The organism is Limibacter armeniacum (genome assembly GCF_036880985.1).
Lineage (GTDB): Bacteria > Bacteroidota > Bacteroidia > Cytophagales > Flammeovirgaceae > Limibacter > Limibacter armeniacum.
In genome coordinates this window covers 157,393-178,387 of sequence record NZ_JBAJNO010000002.1, presented here as the reverse complement: position 1 = coordinate 178,387, position 20,995 = coordinate 157,393, and the positions used below count along the sequence as shown (strand labels likewise).

The 20,995-nt window shown below is 40.1% G+C and carries 15 protein-coding genes; 9 read left to right on the top strand and 6 right to left on the bottom strand.

Annotated features, from left to right (window positions below):
- The first annotated feature begins 57 nt into the window (after window positions 1–57).
- From V6R21_RS01860 to V6R21_RS01850, 3 genes are all read left to right on the top strand, one after another.
- Window positions 58–792, top strand: a complete 735-nt coding sequence (locus V6R21_RS01860) for a protein phosphatase 2C domain-containing protein (protein WP_334240353.1) — start codon at window positions 58–60, stop codon at window positions 790–792.
- 70 nt (window positions 793–862) lie between these two features.
- Window positions 863–2,431 (top strand): Fic family protein, encoded by a 1,569-nt coding sequence (locus V6R21_RS01855; protein WP_334240351.1) that lies wholly within the window; start codon window positions 863–865, stop codon window positions 2,429–2,431.
- Between the two features lie 100 nt (window positions 2,432–2,531).
- Window positions 2,532–3,077 carry a hypothetical protein gene (locus V6R21_RS01850; RefSeq protein ID WP_334240348.1) on the top strand — a complete coding sequence of 182 codons (546 nt, stop codon included), beginning with the start codon at window positions 2,532–2,534 and terminating at the stop codon, window positions 3,075–3,077.
- A 56-nt stretch (window positions 3,078–3,133) separates the two neighbouring features.
- On the opposite strand, the gene V6R21_RS01845 is transcribed toward V6R21_RS01850, so the two are convergent.
- Window positions 3,134–3,532, bottom strand: a complete 399-nt coding sequence (locus tag V6R21_RS01845; protein WP_334240346.1) for a rhodanese-like domain-containing protein — start codon at window positions 3,530–3,532, stop codon at window positions 3,134–3,136.
- Window positions 3,533–3,581: 49 nt separating this feature from the next.
- Here V6R21_RS01845 and V6R21_RS01840 point away from each other — a divergent pair, with 49 nt between their 5' ends.
- Genes V6R21_RS01840 through V6R21_RS01830 form a run of 3 tightly spaced genes read left to right on the top strand, consistent with a single transcriptional unit; the run spans window position 3,582 to window position 5,628 of the window.
- Complete coding sequence (locus V6R21_RS01840) at window positions 3,582–4,565, top strand: LysR family transcriptional regulator (protein WP_334240344.1); 984 nt, start codon at window positions 3,582–3,584, stop codon at window positions 4,563–4,565.
- Window positions 4,553–5,002, top strand: coding sequence for a GNAT family N-acetyltransferase (locus V6R21_RS01835; RefSeq protein WP_334240342.1), 450 nt, complete (start codon window positions 4,553–4,555; stop codon window positions 5,000–5,002). The genes V6R21_RS01840 and V6R21_RS01835 overlap by 13 nt, the downstream gene beginning before the upstream one ends.
- 41 nt (window positions 5,003–5,043) lie before the next feature.
- Window positions 5,044–5,628 (top strand): imm11 family protein, encoded by a 585-nt coding sequence (locus V6R21_RS01830; protein WP_334240340.1) that lies wholly within the window; start codon window positions 5,044–5,046, stop codon window positions 5,626–5,628.
- A gap of 53 nt (window positions 5,629–5,681) precedes the next feature.
- Here the strand turns inward: V6R21_RS01830 and V6R21_RS01825 are convergent, their stop codons facing one another.
- From V6R21_RS01825 to V6R21_RS01805, 5 genes are all read right to left on the bottom strand, one after another.
- Window positions 5,682–7,841: a beta-1,3-glucanase family protein gene (locus V6R21_RS01825; RefSeq protein ID WP_334240338.1), complete on the bottom strand. Its 2,160-nt coding sequence runs from the start codon at window positions 7,839–7,841 to the stop codon at window positions 5,682–5,684.
- A 61-nt stretch (window positions 7,842–7,902) separates the two neighbouring features.
- Window positions 7,903–9,318 (bottom strand): carbohydrate-binding protein, encoded by a 1,416-nt coding sequence (locus V6R21_RS01820; protein WP_334240336.1) that lies wholly within the window; start codon window positions 9,316–9,318, stop codon window positions 7,903–7,905.
- Window positions 9,319–9,367: 49 nt separating this feature from the next.
- Entirely contained in the window at window positions 9,368–12,106 is a 2,739-nt protein-coding gene (locus V6R21_RS01815) for a carbohydrate-binding protein (RefSeq protein ID WP_334240334.1), read from the bottom strand.
- A gap of 345 nt (window positions 12,107–12,451) precedes the next feature.
- Window positions 12,452–15,382 (bottom strand): triple tyrosine motif-containing protein, encoded by a 2,931-nt coding sequence (locus V6R21_RS01810; RefSeq protein WP_334240332.1) that lies wholly within the window; start codon window positions 15,380–15,382, stop codon window positions 12,452–12,454.
- 166 nt (window positions 15,383–15,548) lie between these two features.
- A complete protein-coding gene (locus V6R21_RS01805) occupies window positions 15,549–16,496 on the bottom strand; it encodes a helix-turn-helix domain-containing protein (RefSeq protein ID WP_334240330.1) in 948 nt (315 codons plus the stop codon).
- Window positions 16,497–16,918: 422 nt separating this feature from the next.
- Between V6R21_RS01805 and V6R21_RS01800 the strand changes: the two genes are divergently transcribed.
- The 3 genes from V6R21_RS01800 to V6R21_RS01790 are packed head-to-tail and all read left to right on the top strand — an operon-like array spanning window position 16,919 to window position 20,994.
- Window positions 16,919–18,442, top strand: a complete 1,524-nt coding sequence (locus V6R21_RS01800; RefSeq protein ID WP_334240328.1) for a pyridoxal phosphate-dependent decarboxylase family protein — start codon at window positions 16,919–16,921, stop codon at window positions 18,440–18,442.
- Between the two features lie 13 nt (window positions 18,443–18,455).
- Window positions 18,456–19,796, top strand: a complete 1,341-nt coding sequence (locus tag V6R21_RS01795; protein WP_334240326.1) for a lysine N(6)-hydroxylase/L-ornithine N(5)-oxygenase family protein — start codon at window positions 18,456–18,458, stop codon at window positions 19,794–19,796.
- 1 nt (window position 19,797) lies between these two features.
- On the top strand, window positions 19,798–20,994 hold the full coding sequence (locus tag V6R21_RS01790; RefSeq protein WP_334240324.1) for an MFS transporter: 1,197 nt from the start codon (window positions 19,798–19,800) through the stop codon (window positions 20,992–20,994).
- Window position 20,995 lies beyond the last annotated feature (1 nt).

Genomic DNA, 20,995 nt, shown 5'->3' with positions numbered 1-20,995 from the left:
AAAAATTCACAATGTAATGTAAGCATTAACTATCTATCAGGAACTTAAAATAACTAAATGAGAATTTATAAAACATTGTATATTGGTGCATTCCATACAAATTATTGTGAGGACTTTTTAGTTGAAGAGCAAATAGCAACTGATGAAAAATTAATAGCTGTTTTGGATGGTTGTACTATGGGGACAGAGTCGGTATTTGCTTCTATTCTTTTTGGAAAGGTGTTAAGAAATATTGCAAAGAGGGTGTTCTATGAAGAGTTTGTTTCCAATAGCTCAATATCACTAACGTTAAAACTAAAGGAAGTAATCAGGCAGTTATTCGTAGAAGCTGGTATTATTAAAAATCAGCTTGGATTAGAAACAAACGAGCTACTTTCAACGCTTATTATTGGAATTGTAAATACTGAGAGTGCAGAGGCAGAGTTCTTTACTGTCGGAGATGGATTGATTTGTGTAGATGGTAAACTGATTGAATATGAGCAAGATGATAAGCCTGACTATTTGGGATATCATTTAAATGATAACTTTGAAGAATGGTTTGAAAGCCAACAGCAAAGATACTCGGTTTCAGAGTTTAAAGACCTTTCCATTTGTACAGATGGTATCTTTACATTCAAAAATCTTGATAATAAGTCAGGTCAGAAATCTGAAACGGAGATTATTCACTACTTATTGATTGATAGCAAGTTGTCAGAACATAATAATTTTCTTGATAGAAAGGTTCGATTGCTCAAAAGTGAGTGGAATCATATAGTAACTGATGATTTAGCTATTATTAGGGTAATAGCTTGATCATACTTTATCAGTTCCTATTTTTCCAAAAGCTAAAATCTCAGTATTTTGCGCTCAAAATATACATTATATGTCAATTAGCGCTCACTTTTCATTTTCAGCACCTATTTTTTATGGCAGAAAGCTTCCTGAAGAAGGTTTGATTGTCGGGTATGGAGCTATTATACACCAATTGGAGTTGCCAATGCCTCAACCGGCTCAGGTGGCGGTGATTTGCCAAAAGAACAGGAAATACCAGACAGACTTTTGGAAAGTATTTCCCAAGCAATATTTACCTGATGATCAAACTGATCTATCACAAGTAGAAGCACTGTATAAACACCTTACATTTGCCCTCAAATATGAAGGGGTAAACCTGTTATTCTTTAGTCTGTTGTGCAAGTATTACGGGGAGGCTGAATTGCGTGAATTGGTTAGCATTGAACCGACAGGCCAGTATAGTAGAAAAATGTGGTTTCTGATCGAATGGGTGAGGGGAGAAGTGCTGTCGGGACTAGATGATCTTAGTAAAAAAAGCTATGTACCCTTGCTGGATGAGAAGTTGCAGTATGGTGTAGAAGGGGTAAAATCGCCTCGCCATTTGGTCATCAATAACCTTCCGGGAACACGTCTGTTTTGTCCATTGATTTTTAGAACCGAGAAGTTGGATCAGTATATTGATTCCAAACTGTCGATTCAGAACAACAGTTACCTAGAGAATATCAGAAAGGATATTTTACAAAGAGCATCAGCATTTTTACTGCTGAAAGACTCTAAGGCTTCATTTAGCATTGAAGGTGAAAACCCAAAAAGCAAAAGGGCTGCTCGATGGGGACAGGCAATTGGTCAGGCAGGTAGCAAGGATTTAAATGTTGAGGAGGTAATCCGTCTGCAACAGATAGTAATTGAAAATGCCCGATTTGTGACGATTGGGCTTAGACAAAAAGGAGGCTTTGTAGGTGAACATGACCGCCTGTCAGGAGAGCCTGTTCCTGAACATATCTCTGCACGCTGGCAAGACCTTGAAACACTTATGGAAGGATTGGTCGCGACCAATCAACTACTTTTGGAGCGTAATATTGATGCTGTTCTGGCTGCTACACTGATAGCTTTTGGCTTTGTATTTATTCATCCACTAGAAGATGGGAATGGGCGTATCCATCGTTACCTGATTCATCATATTTTGGCGAAAAAAGGCTTGACACAGCAAGGAATTATTTTTCCTGTTTCTGCTTCAATTCTTGACCATATCAATGATTACCGTGAGGTATTGGAAAGCTATTCAATACCACTACTTGACTTTATTGACTGGAAGGAAACACCTGACCATAATGTGGAGGTATTGAATGATACAGTGGATTACTACCGTTATTTTGATGCGACAAGACAGGCAGAATTCCTGTATGATTGTGTTTATGATACTATTCACCATATCATACCTGAGGAGGTTACCTATTTACGTCAGTATGATGAGTTTAAAAGATACCTTGATAATGAGTATGAAATGCCTGATACGATGGTAGCATTGCTCGTTAGGTTCTTGGAACAGTATAGTGGCAAGCTCTCGAAGCGGGCAAAAGAGAAAGAATTTAGTGCTTTAACAGCTTCTGAAGTTTTGGATATAGAAGCAAAGTTTGAAGAGATTTTCTTATCAGAATAAAAGGTATTTTTTATTACTGACTGATTTTTTTTTAATCAGCATTGATATATTTCTTCAACTTTTAAGATATAATGACAAAAGCATTAAAAACAGCCATACTATGCAAATAGGAAAACAGTTTAACCAATTAAAATTTGTGGAGTACTTCCAATTTATTGAGAACCATAAGAAATACACAGATTTTAATGTGTTGGGTCTCTACCGTTCCATTGTTGAGAATGAGCAGCTTAGTTTGGATCAGCAAATCAAAATAAGGGATTTTGCCAACCAATTCTTTCAGAAGACTTATGACTTTTTACAACTGAAAGATCCTTTTACTTATAAGGAATTGGAAACATTGGGCTTGGAAATGACTGAGGCAGATGATCGACAGTTATGGGAACAAATCCGAAGAAATCAAGAGAAAATTCTTTCAGAAAAGAAAATCAAACATCGAAACTTTGGGGTATATGCCAAACACGATTGTGGTGTAAGTCATTGTCCATATAATGGACTGATGGTCAAACAAGGGACCTTATTAGTAGAATGTGAGATGCATTTCGATTCAGACCAGAATAAGGTTTCAAGAGAAAATAAGTCACGGAAAAGGAAAAAAGATAGAAAGCACGTTCATAAGATTATCAACAATGAACTGGGGCATTTATAATAGAAAGGCTATTACAGCAGGGCAAATAGAAACTGTATTTACCCTGCTGAATAAGCTTAACAAGCACATTCTATCTTTAAGCCATCATGTTTTTCTGCTTTTGTTCCTTCAGTGGCATATCCATCAAATTTCCACCACTCAATCCCTCCAATCAGCTCCTTTACTCTAAAGCCAAGTTTAGCCATATTCAAGGCTCCTTTGGTAGAGGCATTACAGCCAATACCATCACAATAGGTAATATAAAGTGCATCCCTATCCAGATGTTTTGTGGTTTCCTCAGTCATTTCCCTGTGAGGAATATTAATGGCATTTGGAATATGCTCTGCTTCGTATCCAAAAGGTTTGCGGGCATCTACCGGAATGATGTTTTCCCCATTATTCAGGGCATCAAACAAGTCTGAAGGGTCCATTTCATTAGAGAGTTTGTCCTGATAATATTTCACTTGTTCTGTCATCTTGCTTGTGTTTAAGTTTAAGAATGAGGCAAAACTATGCAGGGATCCAATGCGAGAAAAACGAAAAGAATTCATCAAAATCATCAAAACTTTTCATGAAAAACCCAATAAAGTATTTTGTTACTTTGCCGTCATGGAAATACGACATTTAAGGCTTATAAAAGCGATTGTGGAAGAAGGCAGCATCACTAAAGCAATCGACACATTGCACCTGACACAATCCGCACTGAGTCATCAGCTGAAAGAGGCAGAAAACAAACTGGGAACAAAGATTTTTTTGCGCCAGAACAAAAAGCTGATCCTGACAAAAGCAGGAGAAAAACTGTACCGTACCGCCAATGAGATTCTGGCAAAGCTATCCGATACGGAAGAGGAAATAAAGGCGCTGATTTTTGGAGAAGTTGGTGAAATCAGAATCAGTACAGAATGTTATTCAAGCTATCATTGGCTCCCATCAGTCTTAAAACAATTCCATCAGCTATTCCCCAATGTTGAATTGAAAATTGTCGTGGAAGCAACACATTATCCATTAAATAAATTACTGGAAAATACTTTGGATGTGGCTATCATTAGTGATGTAGTCAAGGATGATAATATCCAATACATTGCGCTTTTTCAGGATGAAGTCATTATGCTGGTAGCTGAAAATCACCCTTGGGCTGATAAAAAATATGTACTTGCAGAAGACTTTGAAAATGAACATTTACTGATTCACTCACTGCCGCTTGAGACGGTGACAGTGCATCAAATGTTGTTGGGACCAGCCAAAGTTTCACCTAAAAAAATAACCCCTTTACCCCTTACAGAAGCCTCTGTCGAAATGGTTAGGGCAGAGATGGGTATCATGTCTATGGCAAAGTGGGCTGCCCGACCTTATCTACGAGACAGTTCGCTGAAAGCTGTCAAGATTGGTAGAAGTGGCTTAAAAAGGAAACACTATATAGCTGTACTTAAGGACAAGATATACCCTGAATACTTTCATCACTTCATTGAATTTTTGCAAACTGAAATCAATTTACAATGGAACACCTAATCAGAGCAATAAGGGAAGAGGAACTACCAAGGTTAGTAGAAATGTGCAGGGACCATGCTGCCTATGAACAAGCCGAATACTCCGAAATAAACAAAGTAGCACAACTGAAAACAGCAATCTTTTCAGAGAAGCCAAAAGTGTTTTGTTATGTCGTGGAGTCCAATGCAGAGCTGGCTGGCTATTTTTCTTTTACATTTGATTTCTCCACTTGGGATGCACAGACCTTTTTGTATTTGGATACCTTATATCTTGAGCCTGCCTACCGAGGATTTAGAATAGGTGAAAAAATAATGGGAAAGCTAATTGAAATAGCCCAAGAACATAATTGTGTCAATATCCAATGGCAAACACCTGAGTTCAATGAGGGGGCTATCAAGTTTTATAAACGGATTGGAGGGGTTGCCAAAAATAAGGTGAGGTTTTCTTATCCGCTGTAATTGTATTGTCCACAAAGTGAAGGAATATAAAAAAACTCAAAATGTATTATTACAGATTACAAGCACTCAATAGCGTCTATGGAATCCTTGAAGTAGATACTTACAAACTTATTGATGCATATCATGACGATATTTTTGATGAGCTGAGAACATCCATAAATCCTATAGGTAAATATTGGCCGAAGTGTCATGGAGTATTTTATGATATGACAACAACAGATAGTCAGGTGATGAGCGATACTCCGGATATTTTCATCTGGAACAATACTAGTTTGGTACTATCTCCAAGAGCATTAAAGTTACTTGAAAATATACTAGAGTCGTTTGGAGAATTGCTTCCATTTGATCATAACGGTGAGCAGTTCCACCTTTTTGTTGTTCATGCAATAGCTGAAGCTGATTTTTCTAAATCTGAAAAAATGTATGATGAGTTTGGAGAAATTGGCGTAAAGCATCTTGATTTTTATCCTGAATCAGTTGGTTCCAAGTCAATTTTCAAATCAAATTTTGATCACTATAGACACCTTTATTGTACACAGGAATTCAGAGATATTTGTATTCAAAACAACCTCAAGGGAATGAATTTCACAGACAAGCTAAATAGTCGAATTGGTGAGACAATGTAAAAAAGCCGTCTCCAAACGGAAACGGCTTATATCTAATTTAACACTAGTATTCTTTATTCCTTGATCACCCTAAAAGCCCTTTCCTGCACATTTGTCTTGAGTTTTAAGATGTAAATTCCTGCCTTGATGGATGAAATATCCAAAGCCTGTTTTTCTGAGGTTGGGTGTAACCATGTTTTCACCACTTTTCCAGCCATATCATACAGTTGAACGGCTTGAATAGATTCTTCTGAAGGTAATTGAATATTTAACTTGTTGCTACTCGGATTCGGATAAATATTGATCTTTGCAGCATCAAGGTCAAGTTCTTTCTCAAAAGCAACTCTTGCTCCGCTATTAGAAGTGATCTTCAACCAATTCAGGTTGTATCCACCTGCTGGAACATATATGGCAACCTGTTGCTGTCCAGCATTCATGTTGACATTATGAGAGATGCTAGTCCAGTTTTGCCAATCTCCCGTATTCGGTACGCCCACAGTACCAAATATTGGACTACCACCAGCCTGTTCCAATTGAATTACTCCTCCGCTATTAGCACTGGCTACACGGTATTCCACATTGTAAGAACCGGAAGCAGGTAAGTTTACATCCCAAACTATCCAGTCACCTGTCTCGATCCAACCAACGTTTAGTCCACCTTCGGAGCATGCCTCTGTTTGTATCCCACTCATTACTGCATAATCCTCAGCTTCAATTTGTGTTGAGAAGCCTGCTGAGACTTGTGAAACTACTACTGAACTGAGAACATCATTGAAACCTTCATTCACCAGACAATCATCGTCAGCCATTTTAACAATTGAATTGCCTGTGAAATTCGCATTGTCGTACATAGTCACCTTGTAGCCGCTTTGAACCCTCAGTGATGAGATGTCATTATCGGCAATTCCCATAGACTGTAATTGACTCAGTGTATAGCTTCCTGTATTCAGAGATATAGCATATCCACCATAATTGCAATGCTGATACATTGTAGCCACACCGTTGTTGTTATTCAGTCCGGCAAAACCACCAATTGTAATCTTGATACTTGTTGGACTTGGGGTATGAATGGTCGCCGACTGATCGAATACATCATCAAAGGAGAAGGCATAGGTCTGTCCATCATTCGAAATGTCTGACCTGTGCCAGAATTTTGCATACCAGTTATAAGGCCAAGTCTGGTAATAAGCGCCTGAATTGCTGAAATCCTGTAGAACTCCAGAACCCAGATTCAGGTTAATCGCATGTCGGTTAATTGCAGCGGCTATCTGAGCCTGTACCACCAAATCCCACTGTCCGCCTGACGCCATTACACCGCTGGCTTCCATTGCCATGACAGTGGTTGGTTTCCCAGGAATAGTAGCCACTTGTCCGTCACTGTCTCTGGTAAAGACAAAGTTGCTGCCTGAAACACTTCCTCGCCATGTACCTGCATCTCCAGAATTGAATACCAATTGTTGGGAACTGTATTTAGACCATATCTGATCAATATAATTCTGAATCAGGCTTTGTGGAAACGTAGTGGACTTGGTCGGAAAGTGGATAGTCGATGTACCAGCATCCAATAGTCCCTGAAATTCTGAAGGAGCTGTTGCCTGCCATTCTGAAAGAATTTGCTGATGGGTTTTTAGTTCACCTACTTTCTTGTAGAAGCTGTTACCACCCCAAATCTCCAATCCCATTGGATATTGGTAGGAATCTACACGGGTCGTGTTGCACCAAAGACCATAGTTATTGTAGGTCAATTCTATGATCTCAAACTTGATTCCTTGATTGGGGTCTGTCGCATTTTGCAGATTCGGGGCTGCATAACCACTCGGAGCACCTGAGTAGCCAAAAAAGTAAAGGTACAATTGGCTTTGAAAAGCAATAAATATACGACATCCTGCAATTTGAGGAAGGTTCAGTGTCCTGTTTGGAATGTCACTTAGTTTTCTGAAACAGTTGGCATAAAGCCCGTTATTGCCGGGACCCATATTGCCTCCATAAACGGGACCCGCCACTGTATTGTCAGATTGACTCATTTGGTGAACCTGACCCGTTACGGGATCAACCCATACATGCCCGCCTGTAATGCCCACTACTGCTACATAGATTTGATCATCCGCATAGTCAGAATTATTGGCAAGCTGATATGGTAATGTTTGTGCTATTACCATATTTCCTATCAGTACGAAGATGATAGAAATTACAGATTTATAGGTTATTGAAAGTAGATCGTGTTTGGTTTTCATGATAAGTATTTAGGAGGTAAAAAGAAGCTGCCAAATGAATGGCAGCTTTGAATAAATTAGGTTACTTCTTGATAAACTTCAGCTTTGATCCGGTTCCTAGCTCCATGATATAGGCACCAGCTTTCAGTTGCTGAATGTCTACAGCACCTTTAGGTTTCAGGATTCCTTTCAGAACCTGTTTTCCGCTCAGGTCAAAAATGGAGTAAGCACTTTCCGTTTTCAATCCCTCAACTTTAAGCTGACTCTCTGATGGGTTAGGAAACAGAAGAATAGCATCAACAGAAAGTTCATTGGCCAAACTGCTACTGAGTCTGGCACCGCTTGCGTTTGTGATCTTCAACCAATTGAGGTTGTACCCTCCCGCAGGAACGTAAATTGCCACTTGCTGCTGACCTGCATTCATGTTGACATTATGGGAAATACTTGTCCAGTTTTGCCAGCCACCTGTATTCGGTACACCAATAGAGCCGAAAATAGGGTTACCACCAGCCTGCTCGAATTGTATGACACCACCATTATTCTGGCTTGCCACACGGTATTCTACATTGTAAGTACCAGAATAAGGCAGGTTGACATCCCAGACAATCCAGTCGCCTGCATCTATCCACCCAACATTTAGACCTCCTTCAACACAAGATTCGGTCTGGATGCCATTCATTACGGCATAATTCTCCGCTTCTACCTGTGTTGAAAAGCTTGGGGAAGAAGAAGCCTGATAGACACGTACATAGTCTACCAGCATTCTTGTCGGAAATGCGTTGTTGTCAACCGTGAATCCGGGCCAGTTTCCACCGACTGCCATATTCAGAAGGACAAAGAAGTTGTTATGGAACTCGTGAGTACCGTTCACACCTCCGGCAATACTAGCCTCGTGGAACAGGGTATTGTCAACATACCAACGGATGGCATTGGCATCCCATTCAATGGCGTAGATATGGTAACCAGTCACATTCACACCTGTACTGCCACTGTAGCTGGCGTAAGAGTTGTTATGATCCTGCCAGTGAATAGTTCCGTGGGTCTGACCTTCGGTGTTTACATGCTCCATAATATCGATCTCACCACATGATGGCCAACCGACAGATGAGATGTTGTCTCCGAGCATCCAGAATGCTGGCCATGAACCAGTAAAGGAAGGCATCTGGATTCGGGCTTCTATACGCCCGTACTTCCATGATCTTCTACCTTGTGTTTTCATGCGGGCAGAGGTATAGTTCATGCCTCCAAAGCTTTCACGTCTGGCAGTGATAACCAGATTGCCATTTTCTACTGTAGCATTCTGCTGACGGTAGTATTGAAGCTCATTGTTGCCCCAGCCGCCGGAGCCAGTACCAGTCTCAAACACCCAGTCTGAGCTTATGCTACCATTGAATTCATCCTGCCAGACAAGCTGCCAGTTTTGGGAAGATGCGGTATGCCCAATCGCAAGGCACACCCACATCACAAACAGTATTTTGAGGTTAGTTACTGTTTTCATCAGTTTTGGTTTTAAGGGTAATAAAAAGTGTAGTTACACTGTTACGATTTTACTTTTTGATAAAGCGAAGTGTCTGTTGGGTTTTACCTTGAAGCTGGATAAAGTAGAAACCTGCTTGCAGGTTGGAGACATCCACTTTACCTGCTGGTTCAACCAGTATGTCCTTGATGATCACTTTACCTGAGAGATCAAATATGGATGCCTTCATCGTTTCCTCAATTCCTTTTATGCTCAAATGACTTTCGGCAGGATTAGGGAACAACAGTACTTTACCCAAGTCTTTTGACTGCATTGGTACACCACTTAGCCTTGCTCCACTGGTACTGCTGATGCTTAGCCAATTGAGATTCCAGCCACCAGTAGGTACTGAGATCGCAATTTGCTGCTGTCCGGCATTGAGACTGACATTATGTGAGATAGTGGTCCAGTTTTGCCAACCTCCTGTATTTGGCACATTCACGGTCCCGAATACAGGGCTACCGCCAGCCTGCTCCAGCTGGATTATGCCACCATCATTAGGACTTGCTACACGGTATTCCACATTATAAGTACCTGATGAAGGCAGATTAATATCCCATACAATCCAGTCGCCAGCATCCACGTAGCTTATGTTCAGTCCTCCTTCTGTGCAGGCTTCTGTTTGCATGCCACTCATCACGGCATAGTCCTCTGCCTCAATCTGTGAAGAGAAACCTGAGGATATTTCAGAGAACTCCAGCCAGTTGAGATTCCAGCCAGCGTTATCTGCTGTAAGCCTGATTGTATTTGAACCTGCTGAAAGGTTGACAACGTCAGAAACAGTTGCCCATGTTTGCCAGCTTCCTGTCGCTGTAAAAGAAGTAGTCGTTTTATTTACGCCATTTGCAGATAAGGTAATGCTACCTCCTGTGGTCTCACTTGCCACACGGTAAGATACATTGTAGTCTCCAGCTGTAGGTACACTGATCTGGTATTCAAGCCAGTCACCTGCTTCTATCCAGCCTACATTCTGGCCACCGCCAGTGTCAGCTGTGGCTTCAAGTTGTACCCCAAACATATCAGTATAGTTCTCTGCCTCTAGACGGGCTGGGATTGTAACACCTACATTGTTCACTGTAATGGCTACTGTCCCTATTACACTTCCTGAAGTTGCTGCAACATTATAAGTACCTACAGCGGTACCAGTATACAGACCTGCACTGTTGATATTGCCACCATCTGCAGACCAGGTTATACTCGCATTTATCGGGTTACCATTCTGGTCATACCCTTGTGCGTTGAATTGTTGGGTTGTATTCACGTCAATAGAAGATGTAGCAGGCGTAACACTGATGGAAGTCAGTACCGGGTCAGGTTCAGCACCGCCACCTTCCCAGTAGATATCATCCAATGCGAGTTGGAAGTTGGAAGTAGGGAACGCACCATCAACACTTACTATGGCAAACATATATTGCATTGACTGCAAGGCGATCAATCCTCCCTGCAAATCACTGATTGGGATCGTGGCTTGTCCCCATTCTCCATTTCTCACCAATCCGTATTTGGTCTGGTTGGCAGGAAACTCTACATATTGCTGGTTGGTATAATTGTCCGTTACCCCAATTCTGAAAGAGACATCAGCCGGAATCTTGATTCTGAACTTAAGGTTACCACCTTCGAAGTTACTCATATCCCTTGCCTGACGGGTAACGATTCCTCCACCAAACCAGTTATTAGGAGCATTAAACTCCCAAGCGATTACCTCACTGCCTTCATATGGAGCCGTAGTTCCTTCCACAAGATTGCCCCAAGCATAAATATCTGAAGATACTCCTGCCTGTAACTTGTTCGAAGTCGGTGTATTGTCTGTAAATATTCCAAAAGTACCCGTCTCAGGTGGATTGATATTACCGAAGAAAACTTCTCCCTCTCCGTTGTATTCCGAAATCTTGATATAGTCAATATACATCTTGGCAGGTAGTGGTGCTGTCACCTGTCCGTTGGCTGTAGCATCCGTAAAAGTCCCACCCACTGCCAGATTCATAAGCAAGTAAAATGGTTGCTGAAACTCAGTGCTTTCCTCACCAATCACGAAAGGTGCCTCATACAGGTCATATTCTACACCATTATCAAGAATGGTGAACCTGAGTTCTGTAGAAGTCCAGTAAAGACGGTAAGTGACAAAGCGGTCATTCAGCGGGGTAGTTGAAACATATGGCTTGTCATAATCTACATCATAGGCGGTGCTTGCTGCACAAGATGGATTGGCCTCAGAACAGGCTGCATCGGCAGCAAAAATCAAGTTAGAGCCCACAAAGTTGTTCACTGATGCGCTGGCATGTCCTTGTCTGGTCCGTTCTGCCAAGCTGTGTCCCATTTCCATTACATCAATCTCTCCTTTACCGGGCCAACCAATGGTGCTGGTGCCCAACATCCATGCCGCAGGCCAAAGTCCATTGTTTAGGTTGGGTACTCTCATCCTGATCTCATATAGCCCATATTGCATGGCAAGTTTGGAATTGGACTGTACCTTACCTGACGTAAAAGACTTTCCTCCAGCAGCCTCATTTTTGGCTTCCAAAACCAAGGCATAGTTGCCCGGTTCGCCAGGTATTTCTTCTACATAGACATTGTTTTCACTGTACCATTGCAACTCGGCATTACCCCATCCACAAAGTCCTTGGTCACAACCATCTCCCACATCAACATTCCAGATATCAGTATTGAGCGTATTGAAATTGTCTTCCCAAATGACATTTCCAATCTGGGCATAACTGCTTGCATAGTATAGCAGGCACAACGTCAATAGTAGTGTGTTTTTGTAATTCATAAATCTCATGTGTCAGATTGTTTATTTGAAATAAAGGTCTCCCATAACAGTAAAAAACCACACAACTTTTCATGAGGTCTTACTGAGGGGTAATCGAAAATTTAGAAGTGCTGAAACGGCTGATTTACCGTATAGGAGTGTGAAAAAAAGCGTGATATTTCAGTGTGTATAAGCGTAAAGTGTGAGCCATATTTTTGTTGGGTTTATGTGTTCAAAAATCTACGTTGCATACTAGATTTATTTGAAATAGACCCAAAAAATACACCCACATAAAAACTTCGTTAGGTGAAAAAATAATACGTAAAAACTACGTATAAAAATCATAATTAATTGTTATTGAGTATCTTAGAATTTTAAGATAAACTCATTGAGATTGGTGTTGCTATTTAGGTTCAAATGTTTTCTCAATCGGTAGCGGCATCCTTCAATACTTCGGATTGTAATGTTCATCATGGAAGCTATTTCCTTTGATGAAAGGTTCAAACGTAAATATGCCGCTAGTTGAAGGTCTTTAGGCGTCAGGTCAGGGTATTCTTTTTTGAGCCTTTCAAGAAAATTTTCGTGTACTTTATCAAAATGGATTTTGAACTGTTCCCAATCTTGCTCACTGTTAATGTCTCGGTTGATGGTTCTAATGACTTTTTCAATGGGATTCTTGTTTTGCTCATTTACTTTTTTGACCAACTTGCCTAAGTCATCTCGTACTTTAATCAGCATATTATTTTTCTGGGTAATCATCATAATGGACGCAGCCATTTCAGTTTTAAGCACTTCCATCTTTGAGTGGGAGATGGATACTTCAGCTTCCAGTTTTTCATTCCTGAGCCTGATAAGTTCCTGTTCAGTAATGAGTTTTTCTTCATTGTATCGTCTTTTGTTCTGACGCATCATTTCCATCTGAATGGTCCATTCCCTTTGCTTGGCTTGTTCTATTTTGGCTTTATAAAGTTTGAGTAGTAGTGTTATTCCAATAAGGCAAAACAAGCCATAAACTACTAATGCTGATGTAGTAAGGTACCAAGGAGACAGAATTGAAAAAGTATAAATATCTTCCTTACTTTCTGTCCCATAGATGTTTTTTGCCTTTACATGAAAAGTATAGTCTCCAGCAGGTAAGTTTGTATAGCTTTTTGACTGTCCTGTATCCCAATGATGCCACTGTTTGTCAAACCCTTCTAGGTAACAACTATAAAATGTGTTTTTAGGGCCCTCATAAAAGCTGCTTGCAAAACTGAAAGTCAATGAATTCTTGGTATAAGGTAGCTCAATATGACCGATTTCTGATTTGATAGGTGAAAGAGAGCTATGTACTGTCTGGCCATAAAGAACCGAATCACTTCCCATATATCTGATGTCTGTAAGATGAGCATTAAAAGGGAGAGCGTAGTTTCTATTCGCACTTCTGTCAAAGTGAATGATACCATTCTTAGTGCCAAAAAGGGCAGTTTTTTCATCTAGAATAGTGATGTTTTCAAATCCTGGGTTAAACTTTCCCCGAAGGTGTTGTAGTGGAGATCTCAGTACTTCAAATTTTTCATTGTCATAAAACTCGATGATGCCCAAGTCGTCGTGCATGTCTTGCCCCTTGACAAACCAGATATCGCCGTTATTTTCTTTAAGTAACCTTATATGGTGTTGGTTCCCAAGAATGCGGGAGTAGAGCGGTGAGATAACCATCGAATCGGTGTTGTCATCATATTGGTATGTGCCATATTCTGTGCCGAATAAAATCTGGTTATTTACCTTAAAAAGGTTGATAAACAGTCCAGATGGGAAACCTTCTTTCTTTGTATATAACTGAATATCACTAAACGATTGTAAGTCTTCGGATATTTGAAGTTTGTAAATTCCCTTATAACCATGTGCCATCCAGATATTGCCCTTGTTGTCCAACTCTATAACTCGGCTGGTTTCATCAAAGTCCTTTATTTTCCATAAGTATTGAAGTTCTCCATCAAGTAATTTGTACAGGTGAATTCCGTCGTAACCACCTTGGAGAAAGATGTTGCCTTTTAGCTTGCGAAGGTTCCAAACACCGCTTGAATAACTCAGTTGCTGACTTATGGAATCTCCTTCTATTTTAAACAAACCTTCGTGGTGACAAACATAGATACTGTTTTCGATTTTATAGAGGTTCCAAGCCTGACCGGATAAGCCTTTTACTTGTTGGAAGTTGAGTGTGGGATGTAATGGATTTTCGTCTTGTTTCCACTTTGAATAGAATACACCTGTATTTGTTCCAACATAGAGCATGTCATCACTTTTTAAAATCGATGAAACGGTTCCTTCAAGGTTGTATTGGTCTGCTATTTTATAGAGTGGCGTAGTGATTTCTACATAATCAATACCTGTCTCCGTGGCTAACCAAAGGTTTCCCAATTGATCCGTTCCAATAGCAAGGATGGTATTACTTTGAAGGCCATTACTTTTGTTGAGCCATTGGACAGGGGTAAAGTTTTTATTGAGAATGAGGAGTCCTGCCCCTACACTTCCGATAGCCAAATAATCGTTTCTAAGCTTTTGAAGACTCTGGACTTTGTTGTTTTCAAAGAAGCTATTGGTGATACGTTTGTCATGGTGGAACTGTCCGTGACTGTATTTCAGAATACCATATTTTTGAGTGACAAAGTATAGCCCTCCCTGATGGTCATCATATATTTTTAGAACATAGTATCGGACCTGTTGACGGTCAAACAGTTTATGTAAACCATCTTGTTTTAAAACATGGATATTATAAGCTTGATCCTGAACGAGTATTGAATCACCAACTTTTGAGCAACTGCCTATGGAAGGTGTTTCGAGTACTTTAACTGAATCAGATTGATAAAGAAAAGTCAGCTCATTGGTGTGAAAGAATATACCAGAAGAAGTTTCCAGTATCGACCAAACATCACTGAATTGCCTGTGTTTTTCAGGTATTTTGGGTAAGAGTGAAATGTATTGCTGTTGTCCTGCATCATTGGTTTTAACATACCCAAACTCGTTTTGGGCTCCAAGGTAAATCGTATTGTCTTTACCCCGATGGATAGATCGAACTACAGTTCTATTGGAGGTTTGTAATTCAAGGCTCCATTCCTTTCCGTTGTATTCCAGTAAGCCATAATTATTGCCAAAGAGCATTTTTCCTTTAGCATCCTGAAGTATTGCCCAGTTTTGAGCTCCAGCCTGATATTGCTCATAAGAGAAATTCCTAATGTTAGGAACGCCCTTGTTACCTATTTGTGCATAGGTCGGTGCACATGTCATCCAAAGACATAGTATAAGTAACTGCTTCATTGGTATTGGGTTTTGCTAGTGTGTGTGTTCGGTAAAGTACTTATATTACAAAATTTTCACCAAATATCAATATAATTAATTGACTTAGTTGGGTTTATAAAAAAGTCTGTATGCAAGTGGTGACAGAAAGGATTTTAAAGTAAAATGAAACTAAACATATGCTGTGTTATGTTGGTATGATCATTTGTGTTCTGTACTTATAGGGAGATATGCCAACATTCTTTTTAAAAGCAAAAGAGAAGTGGGGAGGGTTTTGATAGCCAACCTTTTCAGAAATAATTGCAACGGGTAAATCAGATTGTATTAGTAGTTCTTGGGCCTTCTGGATTCGTAGTTTGGTGGCATATTCAAATATGGTCTCACCAAATAATTCTTTGAAATACTTTTTGAGGTAACACTCATTGATTCCCACCATCTTAGATAAATTACAAATGGAATATTGTATATGGAGTTGTGAGGATATGATGTCCTTTACTTTTTCAAGTCTATCTCTATACAATAAATGCTGGCTTTCTTGTGTCATCTCTTGATTGAAGATGATAGAGAAGATTTCAAATATCTTGGCATGTAATAACATATTGTGACAAATACCTGCTTGTTCACTTTCCAGCAATGCTACAAATGAGGCTTTCAATGAATGAGTTAAGTTGAGTCTTTTAGGAGTAGATTGCCTATCAAACAGTTGCGCAAGAGATGTATTTTTCAACTCATTCGAAGGGAAAAATAATTGGTTGAAATAGATACGTTTTAAAACTATGGTAATCAGTTCAAAATCACCACCTTTTGTGATATTCCATTGATGTTCTGCATGGGGAAGAATATAATTGCCAGCACTCTGCATAGGTGTATTCTCACTTTGGGAGTAGAGTACGACGCCATTTGCAGAGATACAGAGTAATAACCCAACCTCTTGAGGCTGAATTCTTGAATGGACACAGATGTTTTCCTTGGCTTTGATTTTTATGTGTGTCAGCATTCCATGCATCAGGTTGATATCTTTATAAAAACCCTTTCCAAGACTTGGTTTCCATTGACGAGTTCTTCGTTTGATTCCAAGTTTTTTGCTGGACAGTATTGGAGTGCTGTTATTGGATAAGAAGAGACGCGAGTTCATTATACTCTTGTTAGTTTGTATTGTTAGGTTAGACTTATTGTGCTTTTATCTAATAATGACGCTAAACTATATCTTATTTAGATTAAATAAAAATAGACAAGTTGACCGTGTTTCATTATAAAGTACTAAATAGTACTCCTTGTATCATACTATTGTATTTGCTTTTAATCATTTATGCACATTACAAGTAGTATGCATAGGACGATTACTTTTCAAATAATTCCCGAATTCGTAATTAATTTTTCCAGATTCGTCAATTCAAATTGTTTGGATTGCTACTGTTATTACTCTTTTCCAAATACATCATTCTTTTTCCATAATTCGTAAGCAGTCCACTGTATTTCCCCTCCATATTCGCTTCTGCTATTCGCAATCAATCTACATAACTTAACAATACGTCAAACTATCTAAATCTTACAGCCATGGTTAATGCTGTTTTGAGTAATGCTGTTCAATATGCTGACAGCAAACAGTTAGATCTTAAATTATTATTTCATCATCATAATGAGAATGTTGAGCAATACAGAAATGGAATTGAGAAGGCTACTGAAAAAGTAGTCCAATTTCTATCAGAGCGACAGGCTCCATTTAGTGGCATCACGCCCGAAGAGTTGAAGCCACTATTTGATGGTATTAGTTTGGAGGAAACTCCTTTGAGCTTGGATGAAACACTGGAAGAATTGCAAGCGGTTTACTTGGATCATGCAGTAGCTTTTCATTTGCCCAAATATGCCGCACACTTAAACTGCCCTGTAGTAATTCCATCCTTGATTGCAGAACAGATATTGAGTGCTATCAACTCCTCCTTGGATACATGGGACCAAAGTGCAGGAGGTACTTTGATAGAGCAAAAGATCATTGAATGGACCGCCGAACGCATTGGCTTCCTGAGTGGAGACGGCGTTTTTACAAGTGGAGGCTCTCAATCCAACTTGATGGCGACACTGTTAATGAGAGACCATTTTATGCATACCAAACTGAAGCATAATGTGACTTTTAAGGGATTGCCCAATGGGCTTTCATCACCTAAGATATTTTGTTCAGAGCACAGTCATTTTAGCTTGAAGAAGAGCGCTTCCTTGTTAGGACTTGGAGAAGATGCTGTGATTGGAGTACCTACGGATCAATATTTTAGAATGGATATCGGAGTCTTAGAGGAGTTGATCAAGCGGGAAGTGGAGCAAGGGAACCATCCTATTGGGATTGTGGCGACAGCGGGTACAACAGATTATGGCAGTATTGACCCTATACCGGAGATGGCGCAAATAGCTTGCAAGTATGATATATGGTTGCATGTTGATGCTGCAGTAGGAGGTGGACTACTGTTGTCAGATAGGTACAGGTACCTGATAGATGGAATTGAACTGGCTGATTCTGTAACTGTAGACTACCATAAAACTTACTTCCAGACAGTCAGTTGTAGTGCATTTGTGGTCAAGAGACCTGAGACATTACACTTGATCAGCTATCACGCTGACTATCTCAACCCGAAGGAGCAAAGAGACACAGGAATTCCCAACCAAGTAGATAAATCATTGCAGACGACCAGACGTTTTGATGCCCTGAAAGTTTGGACAACTCTAAGAATGATGGGACGGATGCAACTAGGCCATTACTATGACAAGACCTTGGAATTGACAAAAGCGGCGGCAGCGTTGATAGAGGCGCATCCAAGTTTTGAGCTGTTGAATCCACCTGTACTGCACAGCTTAGTTTTTAGGTTCAAAATTGATGGATTTGATAATGAAGACTGGGGGCATATCAACCTCCAGATCAGAAAAGCATTACTCCGGTGTGGAAGTGCGGTTATAGCAGGGACTAAAAACAATGGAGATACCTACTTGAAATTTACCGTGCTTAACCCGATGGCAACAGAAGCCGATTTTGAGAAGATACTGGCGCTAATTGAAGCGAAAGGGAAAATGATACTTTTTGAACAAGCATAACAAAGAATATACAATGGATAAAATATATGATTTTGTAGGCATTGGTGTGGGGCCTTTTAACCTGAGTCTGGCTTGTCTGACGGATCCAATAGAAGAATTGGATGGGATATTTGTAGATCAGCGGGTGTCTTTTGATTGGCATGCTGGAATGCTTTTGGAAGATACTACGTTGCAGGTGCCTTTCCTTGCCGATCTGGTAACAATGGCAGACCCAACAAGTCCTTACAGCTTTTTGAATTATATCAAGCAGCAAGGTCGACTTTACTCCTTCTACATCAAGGAAGACTTCCTGTTATTGCGTAATGAGTATAATCAGTATTGTCAGTGGGCTGTTGAGCAACTTTCGAATATATACTTCTCTACCAAAGTGGTGGAGGTATACTACGAAGCAAGCAATGAGTGCTATGCTGTTGTTTGTTTATGTACCAAGACTGGTGTTCAAAAACTATATAGAGGCAAGAAACTGGTATTAGGAACGGGAACAAGTCCCTATATACCTGACTGTGCAGCAAATATTGATGAACAGGTGATCCATTCATCCTCGTACCTGATGAAAAAGAGGGCATTGCAACACCAGAAAGCGATCACCATTGTAGGCAGTGGACAAAGTGCGGCTGAGATTTTCTATGACTTACTGACAGAGATTGACCACTATGGATATACACTGAATTGGATTACACGATCTCCTAGGTTTTTCCCATTGGAATATACCAAGCTGACTTTGGAGATGACCTCTCCCGATTACTTGGACTATTTTTATAACCTTCCAAAGGATAAAAAAGAAGCTTTGGTCAAGAACCAAAAGCAGCTTTACAAGGGAATCAACGGTGATTTGATTGCCAATATCTTTGACTTGCTGTATACAAAACGGCTAATGCATAAGGTCAATGTGGGGCTTAGAACCAACTCAACCTTGAAAAATGCTTATACAACTGATGGAAAAGTAATACTTGAGATACACCAACATGAGCAAGACAAGTATTATCGTCACCAGACAGAGGCTGTCATTATGGCAACAGGCTATACCTACAGAATGCCGAAGTTCTTGAAGGGAATCTATGATAGAATTTGTTGGAATGAGGAGGAGCAGTTTGACGTCCAAAGGAATTATGCAGTAGATAAGGAAGGTTGTGAAGTGTTTGTGCAAAACGCAGAATTACATACACATGGCTTCGTTACACCTGATTTGGGAATGGGCTGTTACCGTAACTCATCCATCATAAAGGCAATGACAGGAAGGGAATATTATCCTATTGAAAAACGTATTGCCTTCCAACAGTTTGATGTAATGGAGGAAGAAGAAATCCCTTACCCAAGCAATGAGATTGAAACGCCTATCGAAACTGTGATCTAGCATGAAAATACGATTTTATCTAATCCTGATGACGCTTACGGCTGTGGTCAGTGATACCATGTTGCACCCTTTTTATCCTCATTTTTTTTCAGACAGATTTGATATTCAAACACCAGAACATACGGGATACTATCTGGCAGCTTGTTGCCTGACAGTGATGGTAGCTTTCCCTTTTTGGGCATATGTCAACAAGAAAGTGCACCTGTTCAAAATTCTGATTTATACACAAGTTATAGCTGGGATGCTATGTATCAGTTGCTATTGGATAGAGGATATTGAACTGTTTTGGGTGGTGGCGCTTTCAATGATAGCGTTTAAGGGAAGTTACCTTTTGGTCTATCCGTTTATCATGAAAATAGAGGAGCAGGAGAACCATGCATCAGCCATAAGTATTCTGTCGGTGGTACTTCATCTCGGTGCCATTCTGGGTGCATTTATTGGGGGAATGATGGTGGACTGGTTTGATACAAAACTGGTATTCTTTGTCATGGCGGTCGGAGATTTTATACAGATGGGTATGTGTTTGTACCTGAGAAGCATTTATGACTTTGACAAGGAACTAACAGTGATGGCAGGTCAAACTCAGGAAAGTCGTCCAAGTTCCTCGTTGTTCAAGATTCCAACGCCAATCCTAAAAGTGAGTATCATTACCTTGGTGCTATACTTTAGCACTTTTATGATACGTCCATTTTTCTCATTGTACTGGGAACAGGTTTCTGAGTATGACAGCAAAAGTACAACAGGATTGGTCTATGCGATTCCTGCTTTTGTAGGACTGGCAGCATTGTGGTATAACACTAAACACAAGGAACAGACTAACCCATTTTTAGGAATTTTACCTGCTCTAGGTTTGGGCATTTCAGGAATCCTCTTGCAAGGAATTCCTAATGATACTGCTGTACTGGTTGGACGTATCGTATACGGGTGGGCAGTATTTCAGGTCTATGTGAAGTTTGATGTTATCGCCTTCCAGCTAAGTAGTCCTGCTGATTATGCAATGGATTATAGCAAGATTCACTTCTTTCAGAATATAGGCGTATTGTCCGCATCCATAGTAGCCGGATGGTTGGTAGATTGGTATGACCTTCAGATGCCATTCTGGGTAGCTGCTGCTGGATTTGTGATGACACTACTGATTTATTATGTATCGTTCAGACATGAGTTTGAACGCAAATTAGACATTGAATTGGTCAAATAAT

Excerpts from the sequence above, each read along its gene's own strand:
- V6R21_RS01860 (WP_334240353.1), top strand. The coding sequence starts at position 58 with ATGAGAATTTATAAAACATTGTATATTGGTGCATTCCATACAAATTAT.
- V6R21_RS01855 (WP_334240351.1), top strand. The coding sequence starts at position 863 with ATGTCAATTAGCGCTCACTTTTCATTTTCAGCACCTATTTTTTATGGC.
- V6R21_RS01850 (WP_334240348.1), top strand. The coding sequence starts at position 2,532 with ATGCAAATAGGAAAACAGTTTAACCAATTAAAATTTGTGGAGTACTTC.
- V6R21_RS01845 (WP_334240346.1), bottom strand. The coding sequence starts at position 3,532 with ATGACAGAACAAGTGAAATATTATCAGGACAAACTCTCTAATGAAATG.
- V6R21_RS01840 (WP_334240344.1), top strand. The coding sequence starts at position 3,582 with ATGCGAGAAAAACGAAAAGAATTCATCAAAATCATCAAAACTTTTCAT.
- V6R21_RS01835 (WP_334240342.1), top strand. The coding sequence starts at position 4,553 with ATGGAACACCTAATCAGAGCAATAAGGGAAGAGGAACTACCAAGGTTA.
- V6R21_RS01830 (WP_334240340.1), top strand. The coding sequence starts at position 5,044 with ATGTATTATTACAGATTACAAGCACTCAATAGCGTCTATGGAATCCTT.
- V6R21_RS01825 (WP_334240338.1), bottom strand. The coding sequence starts at position 7,841 with ATGAAAACCAAACACGATCTACTTTCAATAACCTATAAATCTGTAATT.
- V6R21_RS01820 (WP_334240336.1), bottom strand. The coding sequence starts at position 9,318 with ATGAAAACAGTAACTAACCTCAAAATACTGTTTGTGATGTGGGTGTGC.
- V6R21_RS01815 (WP_334240334.1), bottom strand. The coding sequence starts at position 12,106 with ATGAATTACAAAAACACACTACTATTGACGTTGTGCCTGCTATACTAT.
- V6R21_RS01810 (WP_334240332.1), bottom strand. The coding sequence starts at position 15,382 with ATGAAGCAGTTACTTATACTATGTCTTTGGATGACATGTGCACCGACC.
- V6R21_RS01805 (WP_334240330.1), bottom strand. The coding sequence starts at position 16,496 with ATGAACTCGCGTCTCTTCTTATCCAATAACAGCACTCCAATACTGTCC.
- V6R21_RS01800 (WP_334240328.1), top strand. The coding sequence starts at position 16,919 with ATGGTTAATGCTGTTTTGAGTAATGCTGTTCAATATGCTGACAGCAAA.
- V6R21_RS01795 (WP_334240326.1), top strand. The coding sequence starts at position 18,456 with ATGGATAAAATATATGATTTTGTAGGCATTGGTGTGGGGCCTTTTAAC.
- V6R21_RS01790 (WP_334240324.1), top strand. The coding sequence starts at position 19,798 with ATGAAAATACGATTTTATCTAATCCTGATGACGCTTACGGCTGTGGTC.